Annotated in this window: 20 protein-coding genes and 2 pseudogenes; 3 read left to right on the top strand and 19 right to left on the bottom strand. The window is 41.5% G+C overall.

The genetic code is table 11. From position 1 onward, the window contains the following. Window positions 1-9: 9 nt before the first annotated feature. From BscR1v2_RS04865 to BscR1v2_RS04935, 16 genes and pseudogenes are all read right to left on the bottom strand, one after another. Window positions 10-990, bottom strand: coding sequence for a phage tail protein (locus BscR1v2_RS04865; RefSeq protein ID WP_078689944.1), 981 nt, complete (start codon window positions 988-990; stop codon window positions 10-12). Beyond that, window positions 983-1,828 (bottom strand): transglycosylase SLT domain-containing protein, encoded by an 846-nt coding sequence (locus tag BscR1v2_RS04870; protein ID WP_078689945.1) that lies wholly within the window; start codon window positions 1,826-1,828, stop codon window positions 983-985. Before BscR1v2_RS04870 ends, BscR1v2_RS04865 begins: the two co-directional genes overlap by 8 nt. Beyond that, window positions 1,828-4,317, bottom strand: coding sequence for a hypothetical protein (locus BscR1v2_RS04875; RefSeq protein ID WP_236828982.1), 2,490 nt, complete (start codon window positions 4,315-4,317; stop codon window positions 1,828-1,830). Before BscR1v2_RS04875 ends, BscR1v2_RS04870 begins: the two co-directional genes overlap by 1 nt. After that, window positions 4,310-5,398, bottom strand: a complete 1,089-nt coding sequence (locus BscR1v2_RS04880; protein WP_078689946.1) for a hypothetical protein — start codon at window positions 5,396-5,398, stop codon at window positions 4,310-4,312. Before BscR1v2_RS04880 ends, BscR1v2_RS04875 begins: the two co-directional genes overlap by 8 nt. A gap of 71 nt (window positions 5,399-5,469) precedes the next feature. Beyond that, a complete protein-coding gene (locus BscR1v2_RS04885; protein ID WP_078689947.1) occupies window positions 5,470-6,138 on the bottom strand; it encodes a hypothetical protein in 669 nt (222 codons plus the stop codon). Continuing rightward, window positions 6,138-6,578, bottom strand: a complete 441-nt coding sequence (locus BscR1v2_RS08265) for a tail fiber domain-containing protein (protein ID WP_236828983.1) — start codon at window positions 6,576-6,578, stop codon at window positions 6,138-6,140. The genes BscR1v2_RS04885 and BscR1v2_RS08265 overlap by 1 nt, the downstream gene beginning before the upstream one ends. Then, on the bottom strand, window positions 6,575-7,180 hold the full coding sequence (locus BscR1v2_RS08270) for a hypothetical protein (RefSeq protein WP_236828984.1): 606 nt from the start codon (window positions 7,178-7,180) through the stop codon (window positions 6,575-6,577). The genes BscR1v2_RS08265 and BscR1v2_RS08270 overlap by 4 nt, the downstream gene beginning before the upstream one ends. After that, the gene (locus BscR1v2_RS04895) at window positions 7,167-7,610 is read right to left on the bottom strand and encodes a hypothetical protein (protein ID WP_236828985.1); all 444 of its coding nucleotides are present in this window, start codon (window positions 7,608-7,610) and stop codon (window positions 7,167-7,169) included. Before BscR1v2_RS04895 ends, BscR1v2_RS08270 begins: the two co-directional genes overlap by 14 nt. After that, entirely contained in the window at window positions 7,607-9,064 is a 1,458-nt protein-coding gene (locus BscR1v2_RS04900; RefSeq protein ID WP_078689948.1) for a hypothetical protein, read from the bottom strand. The genes BscR1v2_RS04895 and BscR1v2_RS04900 overlap by 4 nt, the downstream gene beginning before the upstream one ends. Then, complete coding sequence (locus BscR1v2_RS04905; RefSeq protein ID WP_078689949.1) at window positions 9,064-9,759, bottom strand: phage adaptor protein; 696 nt, start codon at window positions 9,757-9,759, stop codon at window positions 9,064-9,066. Before BscR1v2_RS04905 ends, BscR1v2_RS04900 begins: the two co-directional genes overlap by 1 nt. A gap of 56 nt (window positions 9,760-9,815) precedes the next feature. Continuing rightward, complete coding sequence (locus BscR1v2_RS04910; protein WP_078689950.1) at window positions 9,816-10,247, bottom strand: hypothetical protein; 432 nt, start codon at window positions 10,245-10,247, stop codon at window positions 9,816-9,818. Between the two features lie 23 nt (window positions 10,248-10,270). Beyond that, window positions 10,271-11,398: a N4-gp56 family major capsid protein gene (locus BscR1v2_RS04915; RefSeq protein WP_078689951.1), complete on the bottom strand. Its 1,128-nt coding sequence runs from the start codon at window positions 11,396-11,398 to the stop codon at window positions 10,271-10,273. 194 nt (window positions 11,399-11,592) lie between these two features. Further along, on the bottom strand, window positions 11,593-12,462 hold the full coding sequence (locus BscR1v2_RS04920) for a hypothetical protein (protein WP_236828986.1): 870 nt from the start codon (window positions 12,460-12,462) through the stop codon (window positions 11,593-11,595). 24 nt (window positions 12,463-12,486) lie between these two features. Then, window positions 12,487-14,528 (bottom strand): annotated as a pseudogene (locus BscR1v2_RS04925) (portal protein). Beyond that, a complete protein-coding gene (locus BscR1v2_RS04930) occupies window positions 14,513-15,838 on the bottom strand; it encodes a PBSX family phage terminase large subunit (protein WP_078689952.1) in 1,326 nt (441 codons plus the stop codon). Before BscR1v2_RS04930 ends, BscR1v2_RS04925 begins: the two are co-directional and overlap by 16 nt. Before the next feature lie 11 nt (window positions 15,839-15,849). After that, entirely contained in the window at window positions 15,850-16,170 is a 321-nt protein-coding gene (locus BscR1v2_RS04935; RefSeq protein ID WP_010704015.1) for a hypothetical protein, read from the bottom strand. 351 nt (window positions 16,171-16,521) lie between these two features. Here BscR1v2_RS04935 and BscR1v2_RS04940 point away from each other — a divergent pair, with 351 nt between their 5' ends. Beyond that, the gene (locus BscR1v2_RS04940) at window positions 16,522-17,001 is read left to right on the top strand and encodes a hypothetical protein (protein WP_078689953.1); all 480 of its coding nucleotides are present in this window, start codon (window positions 16,522-16,524) and stop codon (window positions 16,999-17,001) included. On the opposite strand, the gene BscR1v2_RS04945 is transcribed toward BscR1v2_RS04940, so the two are convergent. Both BscR1v2_RS04945 and ssb read right to left on the bottom strand, forming a co-directional pair. Then, complete coding sequence (locus BscR1v2_RS04945) at window positions 16,998-17,528, bottom strand: hypothetical protein (RefSeq protein ID WP_078689954.1); 531 nt, start codon at window positions 17,526-17,528, stop codon at window positions 16,998-17,000. The two genes, BscR1v2_RS04940 and BscR1v2_RS04945, sit on opposite strands and share 4 nt — an antisense overlap. A gap of 15 nt (window positions 17,529-17,543) precedes the next feature. Further along, a complete protein-coding gene (ssb, locus tag BscR1v2_RS04950) occupies window positions 17,544-17,978 on the bottom strand; it encodes a single-stranded DNA-binding protein (protein WP_078689955.1) in 435 nt (144 codons plus the stop codon). A 231-nt stretch (window positions 17,979-18,209) separates the two neighbouring features. On the opposite strand from ssb, the gene BscR1v2_RS04955 reads away from it, so the two are divergent. Further along, window positions 18,210-18,518, top strand: coding sequence for a type II toxin-antitoxin system RelE/ParE family toxin (locus BscR1v2_RS04955; protein WP_010704165.1), 309 nt, complete (start codon window positions 18,210-18,212; stop codon window positions 18,516-18,518). After that, window positions 18,499-18,798 carry an addiction module antidote protein gene (locus tag BscR1v2_RS04960; RefSeq protein WP_078689956.1) on the top strand — a complete coding sequence of 100 codons (300 nt, stop codon included), beginning with the start codon at window positions 18,499-18,501 and terminating at the stop codon, window positions 18,796-18,798. The genes BscR1v2_RS04955 and BscR1v2_RS04960 overlap by 20 nt, the downstream gene beginning before the upstream one ends. A 252-nt stretch (window positions 18,799-19,050) precedes the next feature. Here BscR1v2_RS04960 and BscR1v2_RS04965 read toward each other — a convergent pair. After that, a pseudogene (locus BscR1v2_RS04965) lies at window positions 19,051-19,341 on the bottom strand (Rha family transcriptional regulator); the annotation flags it as partial. Window positions 19,342-19,603 lie beyond the last annotated feature (262 nt).

Consider the following 19,603-nt stretch of genomic DNA (forward strand, 5'->3'; position numbering starts at 1 on the left):
TAAAAAACCTTATGATTTTATGGCGTAAACAACCGTTGTATTAACAGGGCGTGTTTCTGCTGCACCTGTTGAAGAAATTGTTGCACTATGCGTATGGGCACCTGCTGAGCTTGTATTTGCTCTTATATTTTGGCTATAAAAGGCAGGGTTTTTTCCACCAATAGGACTGCCAGGTCTTCTTAACGCCTCATACTGAAACTGGTGCACATGCGCCCCTGCTGATTGAACGGTGCAGCCATGTGTATGCGCTTTCAAGCTATCTTGCTGCTTTTCAGCAAACTTTCTATCTTTATCTATACCGCGCCCATCATCAAAACCACGTAAAAACATCCCCCTAAAATCGGGTACCTTAAAAGTAGTATCACTATCTGTCCCCCAATGCTCACCTATTGCTTTGAATAAACGAGGATATTTTACACGCTCATAACTTGCACCATCACACAAAAGCCAACCATTAGGTAATGCTTTCATAGCAAATGTCGCAATAAACCCAGGGGGAAAAATTTCTATCTGAGGAGGTGTTTTTGGGGTTGGGTTTAATAAATACCAACCATCAAGACTTCTTGTTAGTGTGCTGTTATTATAGATCAGCTCATAAATGCCATCCTTTTGCAGCTCACCGCCTTCTAAGGATATAACACCTGCATCGGTCATCTTATAAACAGGCTTTTCACTCAAACGATTGACGGTTATTGTTGTCGCACCAACATTTGTGTCGCTTGCTCTAAAACGTATAAAGACATCATTCTTATATTCCGTGATGGGGGAAATCGTGTTCAATGTAATTGATGTTGTCTTACCTTCACTATTGACGATAAATTTTGCTTCAATTGTCCCGCCATTATCTGCAAGATATTCTCGTATACGCTGCATCATAGCACGGGCACTATTATTAACAGAACTAGGCGGCTGTCCTTGTGCCCAATTAATAATATCATCTGAGTGTGCGTTTGTATCCGCTGTCAGTGACCAATCATAAATATCAGACATTATAAACTCCTGCCCTTGTTAAGAACTCTTTGCGTAATTGATCTCCTCTTTGTCGACCATTGAAAGAAGATGGCTGGCGGCGAGGACTAATCAAAGGCGTTAAATCCGCAGGGCGTGTCCCACCTTGTGCAAACACAGGTTGCTGCATCATTTGATTTTGTGCCAGCTGTATTTGTTGATCATAATTTTGCGCATTCTCTTTGATTAACTGCGTTAAACCATCCACGCCTTTTTTTGGAAAATCAGCATGACCACCCTGCTCCTGCAATGGAGCATTCTGTGCCACCAATTGATCACCCTGCATTACATTTTGAAGTCTTTGCATGCCACGTGGTGGAACTGTATTCCTATAACCTTGCTCAGGTTGTGCTGTTCTATTGTACTGCTGATAAACATGATTCATAAAATCACCTGCTGTTGCACCAGGGCGCCCACCATTAAGGGCTATTGCTTGTGAGCTTAACAGCTGGCTTGCTGGTGCATCGGGGTTCTTAATAAGCCTTGCAGCCCCCGCTGGCCCTTGTTGGTGTGCTAAGTAAAGTTCAGCTTCTGAAGGGGCTCTTCCCAAAGCTGTTTGCAAATAACGGATATTGTCTTTGGTTAACCGCGCCATTGCATCAATCGATTGAAGGGGATCAAACTTATTATCCAGCTTATATTGGCGTGCTGTGGAATCTAAAAATTGATAAAGCCCACCTGCACTACTCTTCTTATTTCTTGCATTGGGATCACCACCACTTTCTATCATCGCCACGCGTTTAAGAAAGCTTTCGGGTAAATCATACCTTTGTGCCGCTTGGGAAATGGCACTGTGAACATGAGGATGAAAATTAATCATTAATTTTTAAGCCATCTAGTATAGCTGCCCGTCGATAGAACATTAAGCAAATTGATGAACTTTACAAGTTCTTCTTGTGTGATTAAACGCTTCTGTTCTGCTTTACGAAACTTGTTAATTAACTCAACAGATTTTTGTCTCGATAACCTAACATCCCCACGTTCATGGGCTGTTATCAGTTCTGCAATATCTCTCTCGACATTTCTATCGATTGATGACACTCCACGCTTTACTGACCCTGTAAAAAAATTCATTATTGTAGTACGAAGGCTAGACTTACTTACATTATCAAGTGCTTCTCCTGCCTTTGATCCGAGCTCACCCTCGTTCCTTGGAAGGCGCGCAAATAACTCTGATCTCTCAACCTCTGGCCGTAAAGCTTTCACCATTTGGTTTGCTTTATCCTCACCATAAATCAGCCGTAATTTCTCTTGTCCACTTTGCGTATTAAACAAACTTGAAAGATTATTTTCAGGGCTTTGTACATTGGCTGCTGCATGTTCTATCTGTGAACGTGCACCTTTTCTAAACGCATCCAGTTCTTTAGATTCCAAGCCTGAAAGCTGATTTTTGATCATATCAAGCGTAACATTCTTATCAAACGCTTTTTCACCCTGAGATAAGGCATTACCCAGAGTGCGCTCGTCATGGTAAAATTTGCGCGCCTGAGTATAATATGGAGATGATGTATCTAAAACACGAAGCAAACGTTCCTTCACATTCATTAAATCTGCAGCATGTGTTTGATTGTCTTCTCTGAGAGCTAATTTAATCTGATTGTCTATATCGCCCTTTATTCTGTGCAAAATCCGCATACTCATTTCTGGATTTTTACGATTTGCCCTAACTGTTTCATCTCCCACATTCAACAAACCCGCAATTGCTTTTTTACGTGCATCATTAAACGCAGGACTGTCCTCTAAAAGCTGTAAATCTTTCATAACAGACTCTGCAATGGGTGCAGTAAATGCCTTTTCATAGAGCGGTTCAGCCTCTCTTTTTGCGTTGTTAATAATGTCTTGCTTTAAATCAAGTGTATTGACTTTCTCACCAAGTGCTTCATTCAGCCTTTCCCTTACACGTTGAGTACTTTCAGCTTGCCTAGCTCCTAAACGATTGCTCATTGTTGAATGTGTAGGATAGTCTTTTTTTGCCTCTCTTAAGGCCCGTGCAGCAAGCTGATCACTTAAATCAATGATCATTGAATCAGGGCCTTTCCACTTTAAAGCCTTGTCAAGATCATGAATACCTGCACTGTCTAAAGCACGACTTATCTCTTTAAGCGCTTTGTTGCTTATTTGAACTTCACCTGGTTGACTTCCACGAACCCATTTTGGAAGCGTTTTTTTAACAAAAGAAGGCGTTGCACTAGCTGGTTTTGTGACAAGAGGCGCTGCTGCTGATAGAGCAAAAGGCGCAGCACCACCAAATAACCCACCAAATCCAGTAGTTACTATAGTATTCCCCCAACCTTCCCCTTCACCACTTCCTGCTATAGCTCCATAGATTCCACCGATTTTTGCAGCGCGTATTGTATTAAACTTTGCTACTGCTTTTTTTGCCGCTGCTTCCCCTGCAAGTTTCGCCTCTGCCCGTGTGGCACCTTGCGCTAATGCAGATTGAAATGCTTTTGCCTCTGCTCTACTTGCATAATCTGCAGCTGCACCTGAAGTTCTTGTGGCTGCCTTATTTATAGGGCTCATTACAGCTTTACCTACAGCTTTTGCTGCTGTAGGAGCACCACGTATAGCACTGGGAATAGCACGTCCAGTAGCAACTGCACCACGTCCAACAGCAGCAGGAGCAGCACGCATAGCAGCGGGAACAGCGCGTACAGCTGAAGGCATAGCGCGCATAGCAGCAGGAGCAGCACGTATAGCAGCAAGTGCACCACGTCCAATAGCAGCACCACCCGCTACAACAGGGCCTCCAACTATTGCAGGAACTAGAGCTGCCACACCACCAGCTAAATTACCGGCGAAATAAGCATAAGGATGCTCTTTTGCCAACAATTTTTGATAATCACGCCTTCTTTTCACCCCGTCGTCATATTTTTCTTTCGCAAAAAGTGCCCCTATTTCATCATCATAGCCCAAAGTCGCTCCGTGAACTGTCCCCCATCCTAAAGCCTCCTTAATACTCGTTTTAGGGCTATCTTCTTGTGTCGTTGTTTTATTTTGTGTCGTTGTCCCATTATTGTTTGCGATAGGAACACTTTTATTTCCCTTATTTTTCGAGAAAAGTTCTCGGAGTTGTTCCGGAGTAAAATCATCTATATGACCAAGAACTTCAGTATTTTTACGATGAATAAGAGGAGGTTTTGTTCCATTATTGCTTACAATAGGAACATTTTTATTTCCTTTATTCTTTGAGAAAAGCTCTCTAAGCTGTTCCGGAGTAAAATCATCTATATGACCAAGAACTTCAGTATTTTTACGATGAATAAGAGGAGGCCTTTCCGTCATAATGGGTTGTCTTAACTCAGCCATTGCTTTGTTTCCTTTTAATACGACCGTCACTATCACGGAATACATCACCTTCTGGTAATGTATCAAACTGTTCATCATCCATCACATATGACGGCAGATTTTGCTGCTCATCTTGCATTTGCTGTGCCTTATCTTGATTTTTATAAGCCTCAAGTCCGTATGCTTCTTGAACAAGTTTTTGAACAAGTTCAGGTGATACTTCTCCTTCACTAAAAAGAAGTATCCGCGTTGCTTTATTGGCTTTCTCGTAAGTATCAATAATCGTTTGGAAAGATTCTTTCATCTGCTCAGGTGAAAGGTCTTGCTCTAAAGCAGCTATAGAGTTCTGCAGTGCCATAAATTCAACGTTAGATAAGTTCCCAAAGCCCGATGCTCCATTTGGAGAATGATGTTTCATTTGTTGCAATTTATCAATTGCAATGTTTGCCTTAATAACATTAAGCATAGACTTAAATTGAGAAGCAGGTGTTCCTGGTATGAGCGATTCCCAATAACCCGAAAAACCAACAACGCTAGGATTTTTATCCAATTTTTCCTTTAATTTTTTTACCGTTCCAATTAACTGTTCTGCTTTAAAAGAACTGTTTGCAAATTCTGCTTTTTTCTTGTTCTCTTCATCTATTCTTTTACGCTCTGCATCGCTTCCTGGAATAAGTACAGAACGTAAATTGCCATTTTCATCTTTGACAAACATATGTCCATTCTCAGGCCTTGAACGCATATTGTTAGGATCATCTGTCCTTTCAGTGCCTTTGAGATATTCAATCTTTCCCGTCTGTGTTGAGATTTGGTAAGCCATATCATCAGGCAAGCCTCGTGCTTCCTTTTCTTCCTTCGTGAGTATTCTATAGCCCTCCTTAAGGCCAGTAGGGCTTAGCGTATCACTCATGATTTTCATAGAAAGCTCAGGGTTTTGTGCAATTGCTTGCGCCTCTTCAGCACTATATCCTTTGGATTGTAAAACTTTTAAAACTTGCTGACGTTGAGCCCGCTCACTATTGCCCTGGCGCAATTGAAGTGCTGCATTCGAAAAACTCTCTTGAGGTGTCTGTCCCGAAGCAAGACCAGCAAAAGAATCCATTAAACGCTCTGAAAATTCCGAATTTTTAAAACGATCCCATAAACTGCTCGCACTGTACCTATCTTGAGCTTCTACATTACCATTACCTGCATGACCATTACCCCCGCTAATCTTTGGAAAAAGTCTTCTGCACCATTGGCAAGTTGCTTTGGCTGACCTTGTGAATTAATAAAGTTCTCAGGTGCATTTAAAGATTCTTGTTCTTGCTCTGACTTATCATTTGTCTGTAAAGCCCTCTCCTCACTCAAAGGCGCATTTTCATTCAAAGGTGCATTCGTCTGCAATTGCTCTGAAGTTAATCCTCCTTTGTTGAGCTCAGCAATATAATTCATTGCATCTTTTTGCTGTTGCTCTGCTTCATTTTGTGAAAGCCTATCAATAGGAGAAACAAATTCAGATTGGGGCGCCAACGTCTCACCATACCCTAGAGAGTTACTCTTATCGTATTGCGGTGTATTGTTTGTTTTGATTGAGTAATCTGATAAAGGAGGCATCTGACTTTTTAAATCTGTAACAGATACAATTAAATCTTTAAGCCCTTTTTTACCCGTTTCTTCAGGTTCCTCATAAACGCCTCGAATAAGATCCTGAAGAGTAGCCTTTTGTCGATTATAACGCCTGTCTTGTTTATTGATATGCTTAAGGAACGGGTCGTAACGGGCAATAAAAGACATAAACCCTTTATTATTGCGGCCATTTTCTTGATCCAAAGGTGGATCTAACTCATCAAATCTAGACATTAGGCAACCCTTTCCATATTAAAACCAAGCTTGCTATAATCAACATGCAAGAATCCGGTGGCAGTATTTAAGAAAACAGCCTCAGGGTTTGTTGCAAGAACATCTTGCGCCATCACCCCTCGATAACGCTGAGAGCACCCTTTGTAGTTATAATCATAGAGTTTGTGGCCATCTCTATACCCAACCTCAACAATGTTCTCCTTGGCTCTTCGATCACTCAACCCCGTAAGTCCACCAAAAATGCCCCCAACACCACCAACAGTTGCCCATGGGTTATTTGGAACAAGCGTTGTCGCTTGCCCTGTTTGTGTCCCGTAATTGCCAGAAACAGCCCCTCCTGCAGCGAGTAATTTACCTAACTGATCCCATTCAAGATTATTCTGTTGCTCCCATTTTTCTCGCTCTGCATCCAGTTTTTGCTGATTATTGGCATCAATCAAACTTCCCCCGCAAGCGCATTCATATTCGCCTGACCTTGACCTTGGAAGAAATTTGAAGCACCTGCAAGCTGGTTTTGGTTTGCCTGGTCAATCAAACTATTAGCAGCCATCATATTGTTGACATCTTGGTTATATTGCTGTGACATCGCTTGGGTTGCGATACCCCCCAATTCATTAGCAAGAACCCCCGTATGCGCCCCTGAACCATAGCGCCCTGCCCCTGACATTGAGCTGTTAATAGAGTTCGCCGTATTGTTTAAGGTGTTTTGAAGGGCTTCATTAAAGTAAGGGTTAGCGCCTATTTGCGCCCCAGAAGCCATGTTGCTTAAATTTTGACTTGCTGCATTGGGTCCCGTGGCAAGCCCATTTAAATAGCTGTTATTATAGCTTTGAGCCGTGTTGTTAAGCCCTGTAATCGCACCCAATGTCTGATCACTCAAATTGGTAACACGATCCCCCTGATAAACCTCCTTCCCACTGCCATTGTTGTAGAGATTCATCGCATCATTGGCACCAAGCTCAAAAATACCTTGTGCCCACGCAGGAGGTGCATTTGTCTGTGTCGTGTTTTGTGTCACCTTTGGTTTTTTATTCTTTCCCATAGTAAAGCTGCTTTCTATATTCTAAAAGATTAACGCAGTAGCCATGCGCTTTAAGAGATCTCTCCCATCCACGCCGACCTATGATGATAAGCTCGTCTGCCCCTTGTTCTTTGTAATAGTCCTCAATATGCGGAATAATCTGACTTAAATGCTGCCCACCTTTTCCACCAAGGGTCACAATAACCGCACGCTTTACCCCTGTAACAAGATGATCCAATTGGGTGGTGAGATGAGCCATAAAATTTTCATGCTCATCAACGATAATCCAAAGAAGCTTTTCTCCCTTTAAAATATCGCTCAAAAGTGTCTCAAGATCATAATCATCGGGAAACTTATCAATAAAATAAGCAATCGATTTTAAGATATCACGCCAATAGGGTGCTATTTGCCAAGCACTCCATTGCTGTGTGTTATAAACCTTCAAATTCATCGGATACCCGCAGGTTTGAGCGTCACCTCAAAACCTGTTATATGCGTCCATGGCGTGCCTTCTGGTATTCTCAGACGCAACGCGTGATAACGCGCTCGTGAGCGAATATTATACATCCCGTGATTATAGCCCGCACAACGCTCTTTAGCCCAATGGAACCGATTGTTATCATCCAGAATAAAAGCAGCCCCAACACTTAATAAACCCTCTGTCGTATCGCCTTGAACAAAAGCCTCACTCATCAGGTTTATCTGTCTTGTCGTATTGCCAATCGTCTGTGAGGTAATCACCGCTTCCATCGGCGGGCCAGCAAAAAGCCCAAATCTATTGTCTTGATTAAACGCTCCTAAGACAGGCGCACCATTTTGCCACATTTTACTATCAAGAGAAGCGGGTAAATCTATCAAGTGCTCTGAGACTTCATCGAGACCTTCTAAAGTATAACCCATTGCAAATAAGGGAAATAAGAAAAGATCATGCCCCTTGATGACACTCCATGTTTGTAAAATCCAATCATACACATAAATATGCATTCCAGCGATATCATCATTAACCGAAAAGTACACCCGTGAATAAATCGGATCAATGCACGCGTGCATTTCATCAAGTGTAAAATTATGATAAAGTGTAAAAATCGTTTTATCAACTTTACCAAAACCAATAGGCAGCATCTCACCTTCGTTATTGATCTGGTAAAAACCATCATCAGATACAAAGAAAGTATGCTCTCCACGGCTTGCAATGGCCATACTGCTTTTGGCTCCTATTTTATCCTTTACTTTCGTAAAACTAAATATAATGCTCGAGCCCGGTACAAATGTCGCATGGTAAATAGCCGATCGCATAAAAATAAATGGGTTGGTTGCTTGTGTTGACCCTTGAACATATTCACCATCTGGAAAATCTTGATAATCACAGCTGTTTTTCCCAACAGTCCAAAATTCTGCATCATTTAACCCTGACCAATACACACGGTTTGGATAATCTGTAAGCTTCATCAAACAAACAAAATCACCCCAAACACGCACAATACCAGCCCGTGGAGGTTCTCCCCTCAAATCATCAAACCTCTCATCCTTTTTTAAAGAAAGCACCTGTGGTGCATCGTTGCTATTAACAGCAATGACGTAATCCCCAAAAGAAGCAAAAGACCAAGGCGTTGTCTCATTGGCATGATAGAGCGTATCAGGCTTGCTGATATCTTTCCATCCACGCGTACCATTATCAAACTCGTAAAGCTTTGTTGGTGAACCCACAATGATACGCACACCACCTGATGAGCGCACAGCATACACGCTTAAAATCTCATCGGGAAACGGATCTGAAATAGGTGCAACCGTTGGAAAGGGAATATAAGCCTGAGGGGCAGGCAAAACATTCACAATCTCATTCGAATAGCCACTGTTTATAAATGCAGTGTCTGGTCTAAATTCAGCAATAGGGACAAAAGTCATCAGAAATCCGTGTGTTGAATCTGTGCAAAGTTTTTACGCCGTGAGGTCTCAATTTGAAGAACGTTTAACTGTTCTTGAAACATCGCAAGGGCTGTTGCTGCCATCTGTGGCTCTTTGATAATATTGGCATATAACTCATATTTTGCACGGGTTTTGATAAGCTCATAAGCTTCCAAAAACCATACAGATGCTTGCCTCGCATTCTCAATGGTTTTAACCCGTATAGGGTCAAGAATAAGCCTGATGGAATAAATATCATCGGGTGTTGGATAGAAAACAAGCTTTTGTGCAAAATAAGCATAGCGTGTGGGCAAACCATGATGCGCCTCATCAAGCCCTTCAATCTCCATCGGATCTACCCGCAAAAGCTTTGACTTATTATGATTATTCCCATCAATATAAGCATCAATAATCTGAATAGCCCCACTGATTGAAGGATGAGCCTCATCTCCATAGCGGTTTTTGCCTTGCAATGTGGTCAAGACAATTTCACGGCTTTCATTGAAGTAAAAAGGAAACCGTTCACAAAAGCGAATAGCTGAAAATATCGCATTTTGAACCTGATCAACATATTCATTGGTTTGATCATCAATCTCATCTTGAATATCATCAACCATCTGAATAAAATTTTGATCATGAGGAACTATCTCCCCTTTTATCTCAATGGGGCCACCTGTATGAATCGTAATAGCCATGAATATTATTCCCAACATTTAAAAGGGGGGGACGTAAGGAACAAACGCCCCCTCTTTTAACGATTTGTGTAAAACTCAACAACGATCTCAGCATCCCCTTTGGAGCTTTTCTTGTCTCGTGTAACATAAATCGTATTTTCAAACTGAAGAGGAACACTGCGTGCTTTTAAAGGCAATTCAACCTCTTTAACACCTTCCGCTTCAAGTACTTGCGTCCCATAATCACTGCCCCCTGGCTTTTTACCAATCGTTGCAGTAGCTCCTTCAAAATCTGTTAGCGTATAAACAGTAATGCTTTTAATCAAAGCACCCCGCGGTAAAACACCAACCGATGTGGTAAGCCCAGTGTCGCTTGCTTGTATACGCGAGCGAAAAAAGCTCACCTGCTGTGTATGAATATCACGCCCCTGCAAAACAGGTGGCATGCCTTCATCCGTTGTTTGTGTAAAATCAACAAATGTCTGTGTGATAGAACGTTGTTTTGTCATGATTAAATCCTATTCATTGATGTTTATATGTTATCTTCAACAAAAGATGGGATAACAATGGTGCCAAAGTCTTGTGCTCCCTGATTAGAATAGGGCAAAGCGTAGCGTGACTTTTTCATGCCAATAATCGTCTTGGCAGCCACGCCAAATCTACGCTCATAATCAAACAGCTCTTCCACTAATTTATAGCGTGTTGCTCCATTGCCTTTATTGCTACGCCCATAAGCCATGATGATACTTTGTGCACCAAGCAAAACAGCACGCCGAACAGACAAAACAGGCTCTTTAGTCTTTGAATCAACACCATTGGGCACATGTTCAGATTCACGCAAAACAACACCATTATACACCCCTAATGATCCATCAAAAATTGGGTTTTTAGAGCGGCTTCCACTAAAAACTGCCTTGGTAATGTCAAGCCATTGCCCTTCATCTGTATTGGTACGCAATTGGGTCACCTGTGTTGGGTGAAGATACATCACATAGACACTGTCTCCATTAATCCGTACCGGTCTAATCTTAGGATTAGCCAGTTTTGCATTCTGTACAGCTTGATCGATTAATTTGAGATTAAACACATCTTCTTTTGCAAGTGCTTCATCCGTTTTTTTCTGATTTGGGCGAATAACACGCTTACTGCTTGGTTCTAAAGGTTCATTAAAGCCATAATGCACTGGTTTAAGCGTTACGGTATGCCCTTCAAACTTCATCCATGGTGCTGTATAGCCTGCAGCTTGAATAAAGAACATCATGCTTAAACGGTCTGCATACCAATCAACAAGTGCATCCTTTGCTTCATTACGCAAGTTAAACAAAACACGTTGCTGATCAATCGACCCTTCATTTGGAACACGTACAGCATGAGAAAGCTCATTAATGCGTATCTTATCACTCATAAACTGAAGCGCTTCTTCATTACCTTCCAGCGTTTGACTTTCGCTAACACCATCACCCATAAGCTGGGTCCGTAATCCCATGGTAATTGAATCACCCGCTGATTTTCCTGATTCATCCTTCACTTGGATGATACTATTTTTGTTTGTCCCCATAAGCGGTGCAATAGACAATGCTTTTGAGGTCTCTGTATTGAGCATCTTAGCCCAAGCGCTAACCGCTAATGGGGCATTGATCGTTATTTGTGTTGTCGCCATTTTTTTAAATGCCTTTCTTCATCTTGGTTAAAAAATTGCCGCACTTGTGCAGCATAACCAAGCACCATCACTTGGTTATCTCTGATGAGCTAAGATGCATGTCTTTCACATCCCGCTCATAATTTGTTCAAATTTCCCAGGATTTTTCTCAACCCATGCTGCAAACTCAGCTTCTGGCATGGAAGAAAGCGTTTTTATATCAACACCCCCTGTTGGAGCTTGCCCCCACGCGCTGCTAATGTACGTGCTGCTGTTGTGCGTTCTTGAAGAGCACTCACATCATCTCTCATCTGTGGACCAGAGTATCCAAACGCTTTTGCTTTGTGCACAAGCACCTCTACAGGGTTAATGCCTGCCCTTTGAGATTGCTTACATATATCACGTAATTGAATACCAATTTGTTCTTGCCTTACCGCAGGATCGTTAAGTTGCGGATACAGATTGGCATCTGCTTTAAAAGAATTATCTGCATACTCATAAAGATAATCCATGATATAATCTAAGTCAGGGTATTTATCTTGAACCTGTGCCTTGGCTGCTTCAAAATAATCCCCTAATTGCTGACGCTCATAGTACTCTTGATTGACACGCTCTTGTTGCTCTCTTATCGATGAAAACTCATGAAGCAATCTCTGCTGTTCTTGCACCTTCTGACCAATCCATGTCATATACGCTTTGGGATCCTTTTCCAAAGAAGGAACATTTTCATCATGACGGCGCGTTATTTCTTGCTGGATAGCGGCATATTTTTGTGCCATCTCTAGCGCAAGCTCACGGGCCTCAGCAGCATCTTGCTCCGCTTTTTGACGTGCTTGGCGCTCTTGCTCTACAACAGCGTAACGAGGTTGCTCAGACTCCTTCTCGCCACCATCATCATTTAACGACTCTTGAGAAACCTCTTCTGCTGGCTGCTCAGATGCCTCATTTAGTCCATCTGTGTCATCTTCTCCATCTGTTTTAACATCTTGCTCAAGATTCTCATCTTGCATGCTCTCAACAGGATAATCGCTTGTAAATTGTTCATCATAAAGGGCTTGTTCTTCAGGGGTAAATTTTTCTTCCATTATCTCGTTCCTTTTCGTTAAAGTTTAAGTTTTGCCTCTGATGGTTGCTGCTCGATAATTTTCAAGCTCTATTTGTAATGCTCTGATCTGCATCTCTCGCTCAGTTATCGCATTTCTTGCTCTTTGCTGTTCAAGCTGCATACGTGCTTGTTCTTGCTTTAAGAAAAGCTCAATATTCTTCTGCTGCAGTGCTACTTGTTTGCTTTGGGCATCCAGCTGATTGAGCATGCCTTTTGCCTGAGTTTCTTGTTGAATAGCTGCAACTTTTGCTTGTTGCTCGGGGCTTAATTGCGGCCCTTGGTTTTGCATCATCATCTGCTGTTGTTGCTGTTGCATTTGCGCTTGCTGCGCTTTGGCCGTTAAACTGGCCACAAGAGTTGCCGGCAATGGCGAGAGTTTCAAAAGATCGGGGATCATATCAGGCGTTAAGAAATTCCCGAGTAACGGCAACATTTGAGTAATAGCCGCAAATGTTCTTTCTTTCTCATTCGGGCTGGTTGGTGAATCATCAACAATAATGTCATACTCAAGGGTGGTGACATCCTCACGTGTTAAGGGCACATACTCAGCCTTCTCTGGTCCGGAAATGCGTATCAGGCGACCATCGGAAAGATAGTTTTGAATGAGATAAAGGATGATCTTTCCTTGTCGGCACCGATACAGCTTTAAATTATCAAATAAACCTGCAAGCAAATTGAGTGTTGACTGGCGGCGTGTATTCTCTAACACATTCGCCTGATTAACCTCCCGTGTTCCTATGAACTCAGCAGATAAACCTGTCACATGTGTAAGTGACTCACGGGCCTCATTAAACAGTTGAAAAAAACCATTGGGAAATTCTGCACGTGGTTTGGACTGTATCTTTCCACCAACCAAAGCACCACTTTTAAGCCATGTAATCGTATCAGCCTTTGCCCAGCTCTCCACGGCCTGGCGCTCATCATCAAAAGCACCTCGTTCAGCCATAATGCCGCCTTTAGCTTGGCTATTGAGGATATACATCACTTGACTAAAATATTTATTCGACCATCTTTGCGGGTCTTTTGCCGGCCTGACAATGCCATAAAACTGGTTTTTAAGCTTATCCAACGTGCCTGTTATGCATTCCCATCCAAGCTGCCCATCAGGGCTAATGGTCTGTCAGGCTTGCCTAAAAGACGACGCCCTAAAAAAGCACGCTTAACCACCTTTTTATGAAAGCTCGCACCTTGAATTTGCGGTACAAGCATTTGCAGCTGTTTAAACTCTTGGGCACTATAATCACGCATCTGACCTGTTTGAAGATCTTCTGCTTTGTAATAAGGCTCATATTCAAACCAACGACACTCAACAAGCGTGACATATCGTTTCCTTGAAACTGCATCTGTTCCATTATTGTCATCACTATAAGCATCAAGGGAAACATGATAATCTTCAAGATCGGTTGTGTTGTCGATAGCCCAATCAGCATTCAGATCTTCACTGGCCACATTGGGAAACAAGCTTTTGGCATCCTCAATGGGTTTGCGATCAACATACCACATGCGCTGTGCATCAACCAGATTAGGCCTTACAGCATTCACATCCCACACCATCTTGAGTGGATCCAAGCGCCTTACTGTGGGTTTGCCTTCAGGGTTTGCTTCATAATCAAGCCGTGTATCTGTCCACCCCATACCGCAAATGATCATATCTTGAAAGGCATCGGAATCGGCATATTCAGCTTCAGCTTCATCACGAAACCACTCTGCTGCCCCGGTGAGCAATTCATTGGATATCGCTGCACCAACTTGTCTTGGTTGAAACTGTACTTCCCGTTTATTGTTACGCTCTGCTCCAACAATGGCATTAACCAGAGGAGCAATACGGTTAAACGTCATAACAGGGCGCCGCTGTGCTTTTAAAACAGCTAAATCTTCTTCTGCCCACTGACGTCCATTATAAAAGTCAAAGTCTTCACGCGCTTGCTCACGCCATTCATTGACATGCTCAATATCTTCCCCGTACCAAGACTTAAGACGTCTATAAAGCCCATCATCATCAAGGCTTGTTGTTTTTTTAAGATCGTTTTCTAAAATGCCATCCATGATGCCGTTTCTCTTTCTGTCGCGCTATAACGCTCTGGCTTTGATGGAGTACGTGGTGCTTCATAAACAATGCACATCAAACCAAAGGCATCGGCTCCATGACTTGCCCAGTCATGTTCAGCCCCCAAACCAATGGCGCGTTTTTCATCCCATTTTTCGTGATACCAATTTAAGGCTTTACGGCCAGCAACTGTCGTTTCTTCATGAAACCAAACACAAGGCAAAATACGACGCACGGCTTCAATGCGCATCTTAACAGCCCCTGCCCCTTGATTGGGTACAACCTGTGTGTCAAAACCAGCCTCATTTAAAGCACTCTCAAAGCTCACATTGTAAACACGGTCTCTTGTCGCTCCATCATGAGGAAGCACCATCAGTGCCTTGTCATAACCATTGCAACGCAACCACCCAATATGCTCAGATAAAGGTTGACCTTGCGCTTCATAATAATCAAGCACCCTGATCTCCCTGCCTACAAACTGTGCAATCCAGATAGCCGTTGCGTCAGCTTTTGCTCCCGTGCCCCCAATATCCCAAAAGGCACGAATGGGCATTAAAGGATCACGTGCTACACGTCCAACCCGCCCCTCTTGCTCGGCTGCTAACATTTCCTTCTGAAAATAAGCCCCTTGCACAGCTTTAAGATAATCACCCTCCCAAATATGGTTATAACTCTCAGGACGGTTTTGAAGATCATCAAGACGTACTCTTTGCAACTTTTGGGGAAACAAAGGATTATCAGACCAGTTAACCTCTACCCCTTTAATATTTTGATCCTTTGTAAAACGAAAGCGTCTTTCAACAGGTGCATTCTCACGTAACGGATTCCACGTCACCCAAAGCTCTGCACGCCAGCCCTCTCCTTCTTCTCGCAATGTCGGTATCAGTGTTTGCCAAGCCGTTTCAGTCACAGGTTCAGCTTCATCAACCCAACAAAGCAAAATACGCCCCATCGACTTAATGCTCGCAATATTGCGATCTAACCCTGAAAACTGAAAAGATATACGTCCATCTTTCGACTTAATGGACGACTCTCCAACACAGTAATAGTCCTTTAAAAAATCATAAGTCTCAATCGCTCGTTTAATCTCTTGTAATGAACTCTCAGCAAGCGAATTTTGAAACTGGCGGGCACAAAGGATAATCCCTGATATCCCACCCATACCATATTCATAGCCCTTTAAAGCTGCCATTAAGGCAAAGGACCTCGTCTTTCCTGATCCTCGCCCTCCCCACGCAGCACGCACATCAGCAGCTCCTTGAAACAACGGGATTAATTTCTCGATGATCACAACTTGAGCTGTAGCCATCTCAATCACCCTTAAACAGCTGCCTTGTCCTTTATAACAGGCGCAACAATCTCAACACGGGTAATCATCTTGATCGCTTCATCATTTTCACCGGTAACCTGCAAAGGTAAGATCTTGCCCAACAAAGCTAAATAAGCCGCTGGGCATTTGACAGCCTGGCGTTCAAGATAAGAAATCAATCCTTCATTGCCATATTTGTTGCCAGCCTGCTCTGCTGCTTTAATCACAGCCTCTTTAAGAATGCGCGTTGTCTTATTGGGAACACCTTTCACACGCCCTGCTCCTGCATTGGGCGGTGTCCCCTTCACAGACTTATCTGATCCAGATGCCATAGATTATTCCTTTAAAGTGCGAGATATAAAAAGACCTCACTCTCGGGGGAACAAGAGGAGGTCAATAAATCGTCAATAAATAAAAACAACTAAACTTGATTATCCTAACAAAAAACCCTGCAAACGCAGGGCTTTCCGTAGCATAGCAAGAAGTGAAAATTGTATTATAAATCTAATTTTAGGCACAGTACGACTAGTACCGCAGTGTCATTAAATACCATTTCTACCCCCATGTCAACTCAAAAATCACGATATGGTATTTTTTATCTCATTCTACCTAAATATGGTGTAAATTGCCTCCTTTCATCGAATCAATTATACGAATTCATAACTTTAAAATAAGGAGGGATAATGCGTTTTTTCTTATCTGTTAAAAGAGCTGCCTTATTAGGTATATTTATCAGTATATTCATCTTTACCAATAACGCACATAGTCAACAGCCTCCTTCTTATGGGAACAATCAAAGGACTTTAAAAGTTGATAAGCGATTGCTTGACACAGACTATGATAATGCTGAAGTTCTTGGTCATATAAGTGACTTTACCCCAGAACAGCTTAGAGAGCTTTTCTCGAAGAATAAGGGAAATAAAAATGTTCCTATTGTAAGAAATAATAACGTTTCATCTTCCTCTTCTTTTGACAATAAAACACCTCGAAAGTTGGGAATTGATGATTTTGTTTTTCCAATAGCACTGCTTATATTTATCAGCATCATGTCTATCCCCATTAGCTTGCTGTGGCGCTTTGGATTGAAAGTCCCCGCATCTTTATTTATAATAACAACTGCTGGAATTAGTTGCTCAATGTTATTGTTGCTCGCTTTTGGTTAACGGTCAAAATATTTCTGAAGAGCATTCAGAGCAATGTATAGAGAGCTGACAAGATGTTCCATTGGTTGATCTTCAATAACGATATACTGCAATGCAGCATAAAGATTATACTGACGATATAAACCTTGTGTTTCTCTGATAACCTCTTGCATAGCTTCATAGCGATCGGTTGCTACCTCAATCCACCTCTCAAGACTGTCTTGATCGTGATTGTCATTTGCACCATCATAAATAGCCCCCGGAAACCCTTTTGCACACCGATAATCGTTTTTCACCTGAATATACTGTTGTGATGCATCATACTGATCTTGATTAATCTTTTTTTCCAATAAATATAACCGCCCTACATAAGTGCCAATAATCGGGTTTTTCGCATCTTGAATACTCACCCCATAACGCTTGGCACGCATTTCAAGTGTCTGTTGATATGAAAACTTATCAGGCGTTTTTGCACGTGAGATACGTCCATTGGGTTCTCTTATTTGACCTTCTATTCTAGGTCTTCCCCGTTTTTTACGTTTTTTCATAAGAAAACCTCCTGATTAAAACGGGATATTGTCATCCAAAGTCGTTTCTAAATACTGCTTATCCTCTTGCTCCATCGCTTCCAAAGCCATATCAATACCATCTTTTTTAATGCTATCAAGGATCCTCAATTCACCCTTATATTGCGGTAAGATAATTTCTGTTGTGTAGTGTGTTTGCCCGCTTTTATCTTGCCATTTACGCGTCTGTAATTGACCTTCAACATAAACTTTGGAACCTTTACTCAGATACTGAAGTGCAACCTTTACAAGATGTGGATTAAAAACCACGATAGAGTGCCATTCTGTTTTCTCTACCTTTTCACCTGTTGTTTTATCTTTATAGCTTTGTGACGTGGCTATACGAAAGTTCACCACCTCTGTTCCAGATGCCATTGTTTTGCTTTCGGGATTGGCACCGAGATTGCCTACTAAAATTACTTTGTTGATCATGTTTTTTATCTTTTCTAAGGAAAATAATTGAAATGAAATACGGATATGAAAAACTTATTTTTCTATATTTTACAATAGCATAAAACAATATGCTACACTAGTTAATATAGAAAAATAAAATAACTAACTGATAATACTTATAAATTTATTCTAGAAAATAAGAAGATTTGTCTGTCATTGGAACAAAAAATTGTATTTGACATTATCTTTTACGTCGCTTAAAAACTACAGATGTTTATTATTAAAAAAACCCTGCATTTTACCAAGTGGTTAAATTCCTTAAAAGACAGACAAGCACAAAAGAAAATTGCTACACGTATTTTGCGTCTTGAATATGGTCTTTTTGGTGATGCTAAATATTTTCACGGTATTGGAGAATTAAAAATAAATTATGGTCCTGGTTATCGAGTTTATTTTATAAAACAAGGGCAAGAAATTATTCTACTCCTTAATGGTGGTGATAAATCTACCCAACAAAAGGATATCGAAAAAGCCCTACAAATAGTAAAAGAGGTCAATGATGAAAATAACACCCTTTGACGCTAGCGAGTATTTCAAAACGCCTGAAGATTTTAAAGAATTATTACAAGATGCTTTAGAAACTCAAAACAGTGGCTATGTTTTACATGTATTGGGCATTATTGCACGCAAACAAGGAATGGCAACTGTTTCCAATAAAACAGGTTTAAATCGAGAATCTCTTTATCGCTCTTTAAGCGACAAAGGTGATCCTAAGCTCTCAACATTCCTTAATGTTTTGAGTGCTTTAAATTTACAAATTAGCCTAACACCCACCCAAAATGAAGAACACACATCTTGAGAAAAAGCTTAAACAACACTTTCCCCATTTTTAGGGGAAAGGTATGAGTTATATTTCTTTCAATTAAGCAGCCTTTGCAACAGGGCTTTCTAAAACACGCCTTACTTCTGTTGTAACTGATTTGTAATGTTCAAGCTCGTTTTCGAGATCATTTACATCTGACAGACGTCTTGCAATTACTCCTAAAACTTTACCAATACCTGAGGATGATTTAAATAAATCACGAGAAAATAATTCATGATCGAATCGTAATTGACTTTCGAGTTCCATCCAACGATCAATAATTTTAGCACGTAACACTGTACTATAACCTGAGATTAAAATAAGGCACTCACGTTTGGGAAGATTAAAGCAGTTTTGCGTCTTTTTTTGCTTGTCTAAATAGGTGCCCCCAAATTTGGGGAGACCTCTTTCAGAGTATAATTCTTCAAGCATTTTCTTGATATCACGCATAACATGGTCATGCCTTTTACCACACAATTTTGCAATTTCACGGCTAGACATCGTCAGTGTAGTTTGTGTGTTCTTTACTAAATCGTTCATGATGAACTCCTATGCAGTTAAAGGTTTTTCATTGACACTCAAAAAAGAGCGCCGGGCGCTGAAAAACACGGTGCATAGTCCGTCGTTATGCTTTCCCCGTGAGGGTTTTGTATAGCATAACTACACCCGACAAGATCACTATACGCTACACGCATATAACGAGTCAAAGTCTTTAAAAGTGCGGAAAACTGATTATTTCGGCAATCAATCCGCTATGCACTGAAGGTGTTTTTCAAGCACCTGATTTGCACATAAACGCATT

The sequence above is a fragment of the Bartonella schoenbuchensis R1 genome (assembly GCF_002022685.1).
Lineage (GTDB): Bacteria > Pseudomonadota > Alphaproteobacteria > Rhizobiales > Rhizobiaceae > Bartonella > Bartonella schoenbuchensis.

Coding starts and splice junctions, on each gene's coding strand:
- BscR1v2_RS04865 (WP_078689944.1), bottom strand. CDS start 990: ATGTCTGATATTTATGATTGGTCACTGACAGCGGATACAAACGCACAC.
- BscR1v2_RS04870 (WP_078689945.1), bottom strand. CDS start 1,828: ATGATTAATTTTCATCCTCATGTTCACAGTGCCATTTCCCAAGCGGCA.
- BscR1v2_RS04875 (WP_236828982.1), bottom strand. CDS start 4,317: ATGGCTGAGTTAAGACAACCCATTATGACGGAAAGGCCTCCTCTTATT.
- BscR1v2_RS04880 (WP_078689946.1), bottom strand. CDS start 5,398: ATGGATTCTTTTGCTGGTCTTGCTTCGGGACAGACACCTCAAGAGAGT.
- BscR1v2_RS04885 (WP_078689947.1), bottom strand. CDS start 6,138: ATGTCTAGATTTGATGAGTTAGATCCACCTTTGGATCAAGAAAATGGC.
- BscR1v2_RS08270 (WP_236828984.1), bottom strand. CDS start 7,180: ATGGGAAAGAATAAAAAACCAAAGGTGACACAAAACACGACACAGACA.
- BscR1v2_RS04895 (WP_236828985.1), bottom strand. CDS start 7,610: ATGAATTTGAAGGTTTATAACACACAGCAATGGAGTGCTTGGCAAATA.
- BscR1v2_RS04900 (WP_078689948.1), bottom strand. CDS start 9,064: ATGACTTTTGTCCCTATTGCTGAATTTAGACCAGACACTGCATTTATA.
- BscR1v2_RS04905 (WP_078689949.1), bottom strand. CDS start 9,759: ATGGCTATTACGATTCATACAGGTGGCCCCATTGAGATAAAAGGGGAG.
- BscR1v2_RS04910 (WP_078689950.1), bottom strand. CDS start 10,247: ATGACAAAACAACGTTCTATCACACAGACATTTGTTGATTTTACACAA.
- BscR1v2_RS04915 (WP_078689951.1), bottom strand. CDS start 11,398: ATGGCGACAACACAAATAACGATCAATGCCCCATTAGCGGTTAGCGCT.
- BscR1v2_RS04920 (WP_236828986.1), bottom strand. CDS start 12,462: ATGGAAGAAAAATTTACCCCTGAAGAACAAGCCCTTTATGATGAACAA.
- BscR1v2_RS04930 (WP_078689952.1), bottom strand. CDS start 15,838: ATGGCTACAGCTCAAGTTGTGATCATCGAGAAATTAATCCCGTTGTTT.
- BscR1v2_RS04935 (WP_010704015.1), bottom strand. CDS start 16,170: ATGGCATCTGGATCAGATAAGTCTGTGAAGGGGACACCGCCCAATGCA.
- BscR1v2_RS04940 (WP_078689953.1), top strand. CDS start 16,522: ATGCGTTTTTTCTTATCTGTTAAAAGAGCTGCCTTATTAGGTATATTT.
- BscR1v2_RS04945 (WP_078689954.1), bottom strand. CDS start 17,528: ATGAAAAAACGTAAAAAACGGGGAAGACCTAGAATAGAAGGTCAAATA.
- ssb (WP_078689955.1), bottom strand. CDS start 17,978: ATGATCAACAAAGTAATTTTAGTAGGCAATCTCGGTGCCAATCCCGAA.
- BscR1v2_RS04955 (WP_010704165.1), top strand. CDS start 18,210: ATGTTTATTATTAAAAAAACCCTGCATTTTACCAAGTGGTTAAATTCC.
- BscR1v2_RS04960 (WP_078689956.1), top strand. CDS start 18,499: ATGAAAATAACACCCTTTGACGCTAGCGAGTATTTCAAAACGCCTGAA.